This is a genomic window from Salinivibrio sp. AR647, assembly GCF_001995415.1.
GTDB lineage: Bacteria > Pseudomonadota > Gammaproteobacteria > Enterobacterales > Vibrionaceae > Salinivibrio > Salinivibrio costicola.
On the sequence record NZ_MUFE01000002.1, the window covers coordinates 78990 to 91626 of the forward strand.

Genomic DNA, 12637 nt, shown 5'->3' on the forward strand with positions numbered 1-12637 from the left:
CCGTGCCACTTATCTGAGAATTGAACGAACTGTCATGAATAATCTATCCTCTGCACAAAATGGCAGCGGCATGGCCCTGTCTGTGTTTCCATGGGTGCCATTAGTGAGCTTAACGGCATTTGCGGTCGCGAGTGGCTATTTGATGAGCTTGATTCCATTGGCGTTAATGCCGCTTGGGATGCCGGCTGAACTGGCCGCCTGGCTGGCGAGTGCCTTTTATGCAGGATTATTGTTTGGTGCTTTGTGGAGTGCACGTATCGTCGCGCGGATGGGGCATCGACAGGCATTAGTGCTGTTTATGAGTGTGCTGCTGCTGTCTATTGCCGCGATGGCAACGATCAAAGCGCAGGGGATATGGTTAGTGTCACGATTTGTGGCCGGTATTGCGGTCGCAGGGGTGTTTGTCGCGATTGAATCATGGTTATTGATCGCCGATTCAGAGCGTCAACGGGCTAAGCGTTTAGGCTTTTATATGGCCGCTTTATATGGTGGTAATGCCTTGGGTCAGCTGGGCGTCGGTTATGTCGGTGTGACAGGTGCTCAGCCGTATTGGTTGATTGGTAGTTTGGTCACGGCGGCGATTATCGTGCCCTTATTTATGCGCCATGGTGAGCCGTCGCAAGCGATGATGGGCCCTATTGAGCACACAGGCACCTTAAGAGCCATTCGTAAAGCTGCCTATATCGCCTGCATTGTGTCGGGGCTCACCTTAGGCGCGATCTATGGTCTATTACCCCTTTATCTTGCTGAACGTGTTGACGATCATCAACAGATTGGAGCAATGATGGCGTTAGTCATTGTTGGCGGCATGGGCGTTCAGCCGTTATTAGGTGCAATCTCGACCAGAGTGAATCGAGTCCTGTTGATGTTCTATTTCTGTGTGGTGGGATTGCTTGCCGTAGCCATCATTATACTTGCTAACAGCAACGGGTGGCTTGGCGTCGGGCTCGTGATGCTTGGTGGCGCCGTGTTTGCCATTTATCCCATTGCGATTGCTTATGCGTGTGCCTCGCTGGCGCCGGGGAAAATTGTCGCGGCTACTGAGGCGCTTCTACTCGCGTACAGTGTTGGATCCGTCAGTGGTCCGGTATTGGCGCATCAAGCATTTTCTGGTGAGCAAGGGTTGATGATGTACTTGGCCAGTTGCTTGCTTAGTACGGCGGTATATATGTGGATCGCTTATCTGAGAGGGCGTCGGCAAATGCCTAACTTGAGTGCCGCCTGACAACGTCGGGGGAGCTAACACGACACGCGGGATCTAACACGACACGCCTCAGAACCGTTCTGAGGCGTGTTTTTATTTTTGGTTAGGCGCTAACAAGTCCTTCTTTTGCATCGGCAGGGAGAATATCCATGGCGTTGCCGTATAACGGTGCCAAAGCTCGAACCACATCTGAGCGGCTGATAACGCCAACCAAGATGTTGTCTTTCATGACAGGATAAACGTGCGGTCTAGACAGTGTTTGTGTTTTCGCGCGCTCTAGTGCGGATTGGGTGGTAAAGCGCGTGGCAATGCCCGCATCACTGACCGGATACAGCACTTGGTTGTCAATGCTCATGTACTGCGCCAGTTCAATCACGGATTGGTCTGCCTCAACGGTCTGCACCTCCGTGCGCATTAAATCTTCGACTTTGGTGTCCATGTCGGGTTGGTAATCGTTCCACCATAAATCAACAAAGACATCTTGCACCGAGAAAAAGCCAACCAATTCATTTTGTTTATCGACGACAGGCGCGCCTTGCAACTGATAGCGGTTGAGTTGCTCTAATGCATCGGCCACAAACTGATGGCTTTGCAAGGCACAGTGGGCAGGCTTCATGTTTTTTTCAATGGTTAAGGTTTCTTGGGTCATAGTGGATCTCTCAGAATAATTCGCAGACGGTAGCGTCAATGAAGAAATTTGCGCTGTTTTATTTTCTCTCTCAGGGTTAATAATCAGCCAGTAGCCCATGCCGACAAGGCCAGCACCGCCGACAATATTGCCGAGCGTGACGGGGATTAAATTGGCACTGATAAACTGGATCAGGTTAAGGTCATTGAAGGCAGCCGGTGAACTCCCTACTGCTTGCCAAAAACTGTCGGGCGCGAAAGTAGCAATGCTCATCCCCAGTGGCACCATGAACATATTGGCGACACTGTGCTCAAAGCCGGTGCTGACAAACATGGCCACGGGAAGAATCACCATCACTGCTTTGGTCAGTGGATTTTGCGACGTGAAGGTCATCCAAATCGCCAGACAAACCAGCAAGTTACACAACACCCCTAACGCAAAGGCTTGTATCCAACTGTGATGTAGCTTGTGTTGGGCCACGTGTAATGCGTTTAATCCCCATTGCCCATCGTCAAGTTGGTATAGCCCTGCCACCATCACGATAAACACCAACAGTAGGGCGCCGCACAAGTTGCCGAAATACACTCTTGCCCAGGTATAGAGCAGGCCGCGGGTGGAGATCTTGCCATTGGCACGCGCCAGCATAGACAACACTGTGCTGGTAAATAGCTCTGCACCGCCAAGCACCACCAATATTAAGCCCATGCTAAAGGCAAGCCCGCCCATCAACCGGGTTATTCCCCAGCCGGCGTTACTGCCCGTGGTTACCGTGAGGTAGAACACGAAAGCCAGTCCGATAAATAAGCCGGCCATCATGGCTAGCCCAACCGCCATCCGGGTCGATTTATGGGTTTTACTCTCTGCATAGGCTTCAGCGTTGGCAAGCAATGCAGCGGGGCCCTCCGTTTTAATTGGGGTAGGACTTACCATGCGTTGTCTCCTCTGTCGGCATTATTTGCCCGAGGGGAAAGACAGATCAACATACAGGTTGTACTCCTTTTTAGACGTAATGTGAATAAAACCAGCCTATTCTTCTCTCTATCAGGAGTAAAATTGATATTACTTAGGGTAAGAATCATAAAAATTGATAGGGTATTGCCATTAAAGCCAGACAGTAAGGAGCCTGGATGCGGTACTCATTGAAACAGTTGGCTGTGTTTGAAGCGATCGCCGCGACCGGCAGTGTAAGCCGAGCGGCCGACCAGTTAGCGTTGACGCAGTCGGCTACCAGTATGGCCCTGTCGCAGCTAGAAAAGTTGTTAGGGCGGCCATTATTCGAGCGGCAAGGCAAGCAAATGCAGCTCACCTACTGGGGAGCCTGGTTGCGACCCAAAGCACGCCAACTCTTGTTTGATGCGCAACAGATTGAGGCAGGGTTTGATGGACAGCACATTATCAGTGGCGATATTGCCTTAATTGCCAGTCAAACCGCAGCAGAACACCTTATTCCAGACCTTATCAGTATTATTGATAGTGATTTCCCCGAGCTGCGAATCGACTTTACCGTGAAAAACACCGAGAAAGTCATTGATAGTGTGCGCCGTTATCAGCACGACTTGGGGATCATTGAGGGGCGTTGCGATGATAGCCGCTTAAAGCAGCAGGTATGGTGCCATGACCACCTTGTGGTCGTGGCGGGCAAGCACCATCCTTATGCGCAGCGTGATCAGGTAAGCTTGGCGCAACTTGAACAAGCGCAGTGGGTATTGCGAGAGCCGGGTGCCGGGACACGACATAGTTTTGATAGTGCGATTCATGGCGTTATCGAAGATCTTGATGTGCGGCGAGAATATGAGCAGGTGCCTGTGTTGCGTACTTTGGTGGCTAACTCCAATTACCTAAGCTGCTTGCCCTATTTAGATGTTGAAAAGTGGATTGAACGCGAGGAGCTGGTGGCGCTGAACGTGCCAGAGCTCAATATGCGTCGAACACTGTCTTTTATCTGGCGAGCGGATGGCGCAGATAACCCTTTGCGTGACTGTATTATTCGTGAAGCCATTAGGATGACGAAAGCCCGCCGGCGCGAGATGTAAGTCGCGAGACAGAGGTATAACGACGTGAAAAAAGTATAAAGACGCGAAAAAAAGCCGGCCACAAGGTGACCGGCTGATGGGTGGTGCGCAGAGGTGCGTCGGATTAATACATGACGTTATGACCATAACTGGCAATAATGTTTTTGACGTTATCCATCATTTCTTTTGATGGTGTGCCCACGTCTTTTAACTCATATTCGTAACCCAGCGCTTCCCATTTATGTTCACCAAGCTGGTGATAGGGGAGTAATTCCACCTTTTCGATATTGTCCATGCCTTTAATAAACTGACCTAGGCGGTGCGCGGAATCATCGTCATCCGTATAGCCGGGCACCACGACGTAACGAATCCAGGTTTTTTGTCCAATTTTGTGCAAGTAGTTGGCAAAATCGAGCGTGCGGCGATTCGATACGCCTACTAAGTCTTCATGAACCTCATCATTGAGCTGTTTTAGATCCAGCATGACCAAATCGGTTGCATCAAGCACTTCATCAATCACGGGCGTGTGCTTACGGATATAGCCGTTGGTGTCTAAGCAGGTATGAATACCTTTGGCTTGCGCGGCCTGGAAAAAGTCTCGGACAAACTCTGGCTGTAACATAGCTTCGCCGCCCGATGCGGTGACCCCACCGCCTGATGCGGTGATGAAGTGGCGATAGGCCAATACATCTTTCATGATCTCATCGACAGTGACTTCTTTCCCGCCGTGAGTGTCCCAAGTATCGCGATTATGGCAATACTTACACCGCATCAAGCAGCCTTGCATAAAGACAATAAAACGTATCCCAGGGCCATCTACGGTCCCACAAGATTCAAAGGAATGGATGCGACCAATTGCCGACATAACTGTCTCCAGACTGCGAATTGCGATACTGTCATTTTATTACAAAAACCGGCCTCAACGTAAGGAAATTCCCCTCTTTTTCGCACTCTCTTTGTGAACGTTGCTGTGGTGTTACACCTCTGTCTTTGGGTTGATCACAGTTCCAGTTTTCTATGCCAGCACAATGAGAGCTAATCCAGATAATCTCCATGTTGTTTTTGTGTCTTCTGGCCTTTTTGTCCAAACTAACGTGCGACATGCAGAGTTACCCATATATGGCCTTTCAGGCTGCATGTGAGCTTAATAGAGCCGAGTATCAGGCTAGGATCAACAGCAAACGCTAGGGTATATAATGAAAAAAATCAGTGATCTGAGAGTGAAAAATAAGCTTGTTGCGCTCATGTTGATAGCCATTGCATTGCTGGTTGCGATCAGTATGTTCACTATCCAAAAAGAGCGTGATCAAGCTTATGCTGAGCGAACCGCTTCGCTAAGGGCCAATATAGAAGTGGCGCAAAGTGTGGTGAATTATTACCGCCAGCAGGCATCAAGAATCGGCGAAGAGGAAGCCAAAACGCAAGCGATCGCGCAACTGAACCAGCTTCGTTATGACGGCGATAACTATTTTTGGGTGCTCAAGCCTGATCTCACGATTGTTAACCACCCGATAAAGCCCAAGTTGAATGGCACCAGTGCGAACAGTTTGACCGATGGCGACGGCAAGCACCATTGGCGAGAAATGGTAACAGTGAGCAAAGGGTCACAAGGCGGTGTGTTGGATTATACTTGGCGCTCACCGGAAGGTGAGATGAAGCCCAAAATCTCTTATGTGAAACGCGTAAATGGTTGGAACTGGATTATTGGCTCGGGCACTCATGTGAGCGATATTGAAGCGCAGTTTATCCAGTCAGCGTGGCAAATTGGCGGATTAACGCTTATCGCGGGGGTGATCCTGTTAGTTTGTGGTGCGTTTGTCAGTCGCGACATCGTTGTGCCGTTAGATGAATTGGTCGAAAAGTTTGATCGGATTGCGGGTGGGGACTTACGCATTGAGTGCGGCTATACCCGTCATGATGAAATCGGTAAATTGGCGCGGCGTATGGATACAGCCATGGGGAGTGTTCGTGAAGCCATGCGTGTTGCCCATGATGAGGCGAAGCAGTCTTCTACCATGGCGTCGTCGATTGCATCAGCGAGTGAGCAGAGTGCACAAAGTATTCAATCTCAGCGCGCGCAACTCGAGCAACTGGCAACGGCGATGAACGAAATGACAGCAACTGTCGCTGATGTCGCGGATCACGCAGAACAAACTGCGCAAGCCACGAATGATATTTCCTCGATGGCGGAAGATAGCAATCATAAATTGGATAGCACGGTAGCCAGTATCCGTGAAGTTGCCGAACGTATCGCTGGGGCAGATAAATTGGTCAATCAGGTCAAGCAAGGCGTGATGGAGATCAGTGATGTCGCGACGGTTATTCAAGGGATCTCTGAGCAGACCAATCTATTGGCCCTAAACGCGGCGATTGAGGCGGCACGTGCCGGTGAGCAAGGTCGTGGCTTTGCGGTGGTGGCCGATGAAGTACGCTCGCTGGCGCAAGGTACGCAAAAATCAACCACGCAAATCCAAGGCACGATAGAAGCGCTGACCAATAACGCGATTGAAGCGGCAGAGGCGATGAAATCAAGCCATACGTCCAGTGAAGCGAGTGTAGAAACCGCGCTTGAAACTCAGCAGCAGCTTAAAGATATGGTGAGTGCGCTGCATGGCTCTAACGATCGCGTGGTACAGATTGCGGCGGCGGCCGAAGAGCAGGGGACGGTGTCTGAAGAAATGAACCAAAACGTCAGCAACATTCATAACTCAGCGAACGAAGTCAGTGGGGCGGCTTCTCACCTGGCAGAGCAAAGCCAGTTGTTGGCAGATTCTGCACGAGAGTTGGATAGACAACTGGATCATTTTGAAGTGTAACCCAAATAAAAACCGCCAGCATTTGCCGGCGGTTTTTTTATTAGCGTATCGCGCACGCTTTATCGCTACATCTTACAGTGAAGACGTGAAGGTACGTGTAATGACGTCTTGTTGCTGCTCTTTAGTCAGCGAGTTAAAACGTACCGCGTAACCAGAAACACGGATAGTCAGCTGAGGATAGTTCTCAGGGTTTTCCATCGCGTCTAGTAGCATTTCACGGTTCATCACGTTCACGTTCAGGTGCTGGCCGCCTTCTTGACCGCTTTCATGGTGGAAGTAACCATCCATTAAGCCCGCCAAGTTCGCGCGTTGGGTGTTTTCGTCTTTACCCAAAGCATTTGGCACAATAGAGAAGGTATAAGAAATACCGTCTTTAGCGTGAGCAAATGGCAGTTTACCGACAGAGGTCAGTGACGCAACTGCACCTTTCTCATCACGGCCGTGCATTGGGTTCGCACCTGGACCAAATGGCATACCCGCTTTACGACCATCTGGCGTATTACCGGTTTTCTTACCGTATACCACGTTTGAGGTGATCGTTAGGATAGACTGAGTCGGAACCGCATCACGGTAAGTTCTCAGTGAGCGGATTTTGTTCATGAAGCGTTCAACCAGGTCACAGGCAATCGCATCAACACGCTCATCGTTGTTACCAAACGCTGGGTATTCACCTTCGATATCAAAGTCGATAGCAATACCGTCTTCGTCACGAACTGGCTTCACTTTTGCGTACTTGATTGCGGCCAATGAGTCAGCAGCAACCGATAGACCCGCAATACCACAGGCCATGGTGCGATAAACATCACGATCGTGGAAAGCCATCAATGCCGCTTCATAGCTGTACTTGTCATGCATGAAGTGGATGCTGTTCAGCGCAGTCACGTACTGTTTCGCTAACCAATCCATCAGGTGATCCATGCGGTCCATGACTTTGTCATAGTCTAGCACTTCGTCAGTCATCGCTGGATGCTCTGGTGCAACTTGGATTTTCAGCTTCTCGTCAATACCACCGTTGATGGTATAAAGGAGCGTTTTAGCCAAGTTGGCACGGGCGCCAAAGAACTGCATTTGCTTACCAACGATCATCGGTGATACGCAACAAGCGATCGCGTAGTCGTCAGATTCAAAGTCAGTGCGCATCAGATCGTCGTTCTCGTACTGGATAGACGAGGTATCGATAGACACTTTGGCACAGAACTTTTTGAAGCCTTCAGGCAGTTGCTCAGACCAAAGCACTGTGATGTTTGGCTCTGGGCTTGGGCCCATGGTGTACAGGCTGTTAAGGAAACGGAAGCTGGTACGAGAAACCAGAGTACGTCCGTCTAGGCCCATACCGGCAACAGATTCGGTGGCCCAAATTGGGTCGCCAGAGAAGAGATCATCATACTCAGGCGTACGCAGGAAGCGTACCATACGCAGTTTCATGACGAAGTGGTCAATCAGCTCTTGCGCTTGTTCTTCTGTGAGTTTACCGGCTTCAACATCACGCTGTAGGTAGATATCAAGGAAGGTAGACGTACGACCGAGCGACATGGCCGCGCCGTTTTGTGTTTTAACCGCACCCAGGTAACCGAAATAGGTCCACTGAATCGCTTCTTTTGCGTTTTCTGCTGGGCGAGAAATATCACAGCCGTAAGAAGCTGCCATTTTTTTCAATTGGCCCAACGCGCGGTGTTGCTCTGCAATTTCTTCACGCAGTTGCATGGTCATTTGCAGATCTTCGCCGCTTTCAAATTTCTCTTGTAGAGAATCGAATTGCGCTTTTTTGTCCGCCATCAGGAAGTCGATGCCGTATAAAGCAACGCGACGGTAGTCACCGATGATACGGCCACGGCCATAAGCATCAGGTAGACCTGTCAAAATGCCTGACTTACGACACTTGAGGATGTCAGGGGTGTAAATATCGAAAACCCCTTGGTTGTGAGTCTTACGATGTTCGGTGAAGGTTTTCTTTACTTGCGGATCCAGTTCGCGGCCGTATGCGTCACACGAACTTTGAACCATACGGATACCGCCATTAGGCAGCATAGCGCGTTTTAGCGGTGCGTCGGTCTGTAGACCAACAATCTGCTCCAGATCTTTCTCAATGTAGCCGGCATCATGAGAGGTCAGGGTAGAAACCACAGACGTATCAAAATCAACCGGGGCATGCGTCGCGTTTTCTTGCTTGATGCCTTCCATCACGCGCGCCCACAGTTGGCGAGTCGCGTCAGTTGGCTCAGACACTAGGAATGATTCGTCACCCTCATAAGGGGTATAGTTTTTTTGGATGAAGTCGCGAACGTCAACGGCTTTGCTCCAGTTACCTTCAACAAATCCTTCCCATGCATTGGAATTGTGCTCAGACATGTTGCACCTACCTGTTCTCTTTTCAAAAAGACATGTGTTGGGACCAAGGCCAGTCATAGTGTTGTGTCAGTATGGCTGACGCTGTGACCCATCGATTTATCCGGATGCCCCGCCCGAAAGCGGGGCCGTGTTATTACAATAAAGGTGGAATGCCGGGAATCATTCCGACTGCCAACATAGCAGCCACACAAATGATCACTGTGGCGGTTGGAATCACCAGACGATCGATGGTCGATAGCGTACCAGGACGCTCTTTATCGCCGATAAGACCGTTGTTGTCCAAGAGCATAGTGACTGCCCAACCAAAGACTGGGTTAACAGCCATGGAGGCGAAAATACAAATACCGGCTGATTGGCTAGACTTCGCATCTTTAACCATTTGCATCCCTGCTTCAAGAAGCGGCAGGAACACACCTGATAATAGTGCAATGGTCATCACCGGTGGCCAGGTTGCTACATCCATTGGATAACCAATCAAGGCAACCGCAATACATAACAGACCTAGGACAATGGCCCCGCCAGGAATCGGGCGACGAGCAATCGCTGCAGGAATCATATAAGTGCCCCATGAGGATGTGATATTACCCCCACCGACTGATGCCCCAACGATTTGGCGGATAGAACACCCTGTCATGGTGTCATCCACGTCCATCAATACCTTTTCGGCCTTTTTCGGGTAATTAAGTTCCTGGAAAATACGGTGACCAAGAAAGTCTGGCGACCACATCGCTACCGCGAGCAGAGCAAATGGTAGTGACGCAAGAAAGTGCGATAGGGTTGGTAAGCCCATTTGCCAACCTTGCTCGGTTGATCCCCACCAGTAAACCGGGTTTAGGTTTGGCACACCCGGTTGTGTCACAAACTCTAGTGATGAGCCGGCACCTAATGCGGTAGCAATCAATCCACCGGTAACGGCACAGACAGGAATCGCTAACCAGCGTTTACCAATGCGAGCTAAAAAGGCATAAATCACAATGGATACGGCCAGAATGACAATGGATATATAGCCCATATCAATGGCAGCACCCCAGGCTAGCAGGCTCTCAATTTGACCTTTTGCCCCGCCAAAGCCCAAGAAAATCAGCAAGCCACCCGCTACCCCTTGGCTGGTTAGGTTCACTAATTTAGACCCGCCTTTGACATAACTGAGTATCAAGCCAAAGGCACCGATTAGGATCCCCAAGGCGAGAGGATGTGCGCCGGCGAGCGCGATGGTCCCGACAAGCGGGATCATTGGCCCATGGTTACCGGCCAGGTTAGCGCGTGGATTGATAAATCCGCATAAAAGGACACAAAAAAGGAGTGCGGGGATAAGCATTTCAACCCGCGCGACCTCAACAGCAAACGCTTTACCTAAAGTCACATGATCCCACGCGGCGGTTAGCCCCTCAGCCCATGACATCATCACTGCAGAATACATAGCGATAATGCCGATGGTACCGGCCAGCGCGGGAACAAGATCCTCAATTTCAAAACGGAAGTCACGGCCAGGCAGGTTCAAGCCCCAACGGCGCGGACGCATAATTTGTAGTTCGTGATTCAGGTAGTCAGCCCGGGAGGCAAATGAAGAAGCCGGCTTGTGCTTCTTTTGATATTCGCTCTTTTCATCGTGACTCACACTGCGGTCTTGAGCATGTGTTGCCATAATTTCCTCGTCTACAGAAAGCAAAAGCTTTCGAAACAGCGACTTAGCCAGTCTTGGTTTATTTTTAACGCTGGCCTTGTGGCCGTGTTCTGTTTCGTTATCAGCATGCTAACAACAGGGTGATTCCCGAATGTTGACTTAGATCATTACCGTGTAATTTTTTTACGTGCTACGCCGGTGTTTACCGAGATTCTAGACCCATTATCGCGTTCACAATCCGACTAAAGTCGCTATTTTGTAATTTAATTACCAATAAGGGCGGTAAATATGTGCCACAAAACAGCAAGATAACGGCGTTATTGTGTGGCGTTTCGTCGGGTTTGTTGTGAGCGCATGTTAACAAATAAAGACAGCAAACGTTTGTTCGCTGTAGTGAATAAAAAAGATAGGTTATAGTCGAGGTGTTGTCTTCTAAAAATGGATTTTCATGTTGCGATGCTTATGTTTGTTTCCCGTTGAGTCTCGAATGCTTGTTTCTGTTAGTCGTCGACTTGCAATGATGCTTCTGTTTTTACTGTCATTCGCGACGGCGCAGGCGGCAGAAATAGCGGACGTAAGTGCCTCTATCGAGCGTGGAAATTATCAGCAAGCTCTGAAGTTGTCAGCGGCGTTACTGGCGCAGCAAGGCGATCAAAAGCTTGTGTCACCTCAGCGCGCCGAACTCTGGCGCTTACAGGGCATCAGCTATCTCTATCTTAATCAGCGTGCCGAAGCTTATCGTGCCTATCAAAACGCGTTAGCTTTGAACTCACTGTCAGAAGCCAGCGAAGCGGATGCACTTGCTGCCGTGATCCGTTTGGCCTATCGGGTCAAGCAATATGATGAGGTGTTAAATTATGCGCGCCAACTCAGTGAGCACCATCATTTATCCCCCTCTTCAGGCCGTCTTGCGATGCAGGCTGCTTATTCTTTGTCGCGATTTGATGTGGCGATTGATTATGCCAACCAGCTTCAAGAACTCGACGCACTTGATGCCTTTGTATTGCAAACAAAGGCGCTGAGTGAAATGGCGTTGTCGCGTTATGGTGCCGCGGCGGCGACGTTTGACCAGTTCGTGAATGCGGCTGATGTGGCGCCCAAGTGGCTCGAGCAAGCCGCGCGTGCGCATGTTAAAGCGGGGACGCATCGCACTGCTCGGCAATATTTAGCAAGGGCCAGGGCGGATATTTCGCTATACCGAGCGATTGCTGTTTCTCGACTTGATTCCAACGAGGCTGAGCAGGCGTTATTGTACTGGCAGCAGGGGCTACAGCAGCTTGACCGTGTAGCAACGCGTGATGAGCAGTTATTTATGGTGCAATGTCTGATCAAAAATAACCAGCGTGTAGCGGCTCTGAATCGAATTAGTGAAGTGAATTTAACCCAGCCGGATAAACAGACGTTGAAGTTGCAGGTAATGCTGGCTTATCAATTAGGCCATTGGAAAGAGGTCATTGATACGGCGCAAGTGGCACTGTCTTATGGGTTGAAAGACGATAAGATGCTTTGGCAGTGGCTGGCCATTAGTGCGATTAAAGCGGGCGACTACACGCTTGCTGACTATGCGCTTGACCAATGGCAAAGCAAGGATCCGTCTGAGCTTGTCGATCGCTGGCGAGACACGCTTGAACTGCTTAAAGCAAAACGTGCAACACGGCGTGACAGTCGCACCTCGTAATCCGATCCAGCAGATGTCTATTATTGAGTACAATACTGTCTTCTAATAGAAAAGAAACGCCTTTTTGTTCACAGTTTTGTCACCTTTGTTTTGTCGCAAAAATAAAATCAATTGCATCTTTATCCTCTTTTATCCTCCTTTTTATTTTGTCTTTATCAATAAAAACAATCTTTTTTCTTGCGTTTGCCTCTACACTTATTGTGGTTGAGGACTCAGGCATCGCGAGTAGTCGCCCAGATACTGAGTGTTCATTTTTTCAGCATTAAATATTGCATTTGACTTTTTATGCAGTAATAGTGACTATAATAAAACAGATTTAAAGGTTA

Annotated in this window: 8 protein-coding genes; 4 read left to right on the forward strand and 4 right to left on the reverse strand. The window is 49.6% G+C overall.

Annotation, left to right across the window (positions count from 1 at the left end):
• Window positions 1-34: 34 nt before the first annotated feature.
• Complete coding sequence (locus BZG76_RS02915) at window positions 35-1225, forward strand: MFS transporter (protein WP_241824034.1); 1191 nt, start codon at window positions 35-37, stop codon at window positions 1223-1225.
• 82 nt (window positions 1226-1307) lie between these two features.
• On the opposite strand, the gene focA is transcribed toward BZG76_RS02915, so the two are convergent.
• On the reverse strand, window positions 1308-2762 hold the full coding sequence (gene focA / locus BZG76_RS02920; RefSeq protein WP_077460101.1) for a formate transporter FocA: 1455 nt from the start codon (window positions 2760-2762) through the stop codon (window positions 1308-1310).
• A 197-nt stretch (window positions 2763-2959) separates the two neighbouring features.
• Here focA and BZG76_RS02925 point away from each other — a divergent pair, with 197 nt between their 5' ends.
• A complete protein-coding gene (locus tag BZG76_RS02925) occupies window positions 2960-3865 on the forward strand; it encodes a LysR substrate-binding domain-containing protein (RefSeq protein ID WP_077460102.1) in 906 nt (301 codons plus the stop codon).
• Between the two features lie 103 nt (window positions 3866-3968).
• Here BZG76_RS02925 and pflA read toward each other — a convergent pair whose 3' ends face one another.
• Complete coding sequence (pflA, locus tag BZG76_RS02930; RefSeq protein WP_021023997.1) at window positions 3969-4709, reverse strand: pyruvate formate lyase 1-activating protein; 741 nt, start codon at window positions 4707-4709, stop codon at window positions 3969-3971.
• 331 nt (window positions 4710-5040) lie between these two features.
• Between pflA and BZG76_RS02935 the strand changes: the two genes are divergently transcribed.
• On the forward strand, window positions 5041-6660 hold the full coding sequence (locus BZG76_RS02935) for a methyl-accepting chemotaxis protein (RefSeq protein ID WP_077460103.1): 1620 nt from the start codon (window positions 5041-5043) through the stop codon (window positions 6658-6660).
• A 72-nt stretch (window positions 6661-6732) separates the two neighbouring features.
• On the opposite strand, the gene pflB is transcribed toward BZG76_RS02935, so the two are convergent.
• Together pflB and BZG76_RS02945 are read right to left on the reverse strand one after the other, a co-directional pair.
• Entirely contained in the window at window positions 6733-9009 is a 2277-nt protein-coding gene (pflB, locus tag BZG76_RS02940; protein WP_077460104.1) for a formate C-acetyltransferase, read from the reverse strand.
• Window positions 9010-9142: 133 nt separating this feature from the next.
• A complete protein-coding gene (locus BZG76_RS02945; protein ID WP_077460105.1) occupies window positions 9143-10654 on the reverse strand; it encodes a DUF3360 family protein in 1512 nt (503 codons plus the stop codon).
• Between the two features lie 466 nt (window positions 10655-11120).
• Here BZG76_RS02945 and BZG76_RS02950 point away from each other — a divergent pair, with 466 nt between their 5' ends.
• Window positions 11121-12311, forward strand: a complete 1191-nt coding sequence (locus BZG76_RS02950) for a tetratricopeptide repeat protein (protein ID WP_077460106.1) — start codon at window positions 11121-11123, stop codon at window positions 12309-12311.
• The last annotated feature ends 326 nt before the right edge of the window (window positions 12312-12637 follow it).

What these genes read in the sequence shown, in the direction of transcription:
- BZG76_RS02915 (WP_241824034.1), top strand. Translation starts at nt 35, where the DNA reads ATGAATAATCTATCCTCTGCACAAAATGGCAGCGGCATGGCCCTGTCT.
- focA (WP_077460101.1), bottom strand. Translation starts at nt 2,762, where the DNA reads ATGGTAAGTCCTACCCCAATTAAAACGGAGGGCCCCGCTGCATTGCTT.
- BZG76_RS02925 (WP_077460102.1), top strand. Translation starts at nt 2,960, where the DNA reads ATGCGGTACTCATTGAAACAGTTGGCTGTGTTTGAAGCGATCGCCGCG.
- pflA (WP_021023997.1), bottom strand. Translation starts at nt 4,709, where the DNA reads ATGTCGGCAATTGGTCGCATCCATTCCTTTGAATCTTGTGGGACCGTA.
- BZG76_RS02935 (WP_077460103.1), top strand. Translation starts at nt 5,041, where the DNA reads ATGAAAAAAATCAGTGATCTGAGAGTGAAAAATAAGCTTGTTGCGCTC.
- pflB (WP_077460104.1), bottom strand. Translation starts at nt 9,009, where the DNA reads ATGTCTGAGCACAATTCCAATGCATGGGAAGGATTTGTTGAAGGTAAC.
- BZG76_RS02945 (WP_077460105.1), bottom strand. Translation starts at nt 10,654, where the DNA reads ATGGCAACACATGCTCAAGACCGCAGTGTGAGTCACGATGAAAAGAGC.
- BZG76_RS02950 (WP_077460106.1), top strand. Translation starts at nt 11,121, where the DNA reads ATGCTTGTTTCTGTTAGTCGTCGACTTGCAATGATGCTTCTGTTTTTA.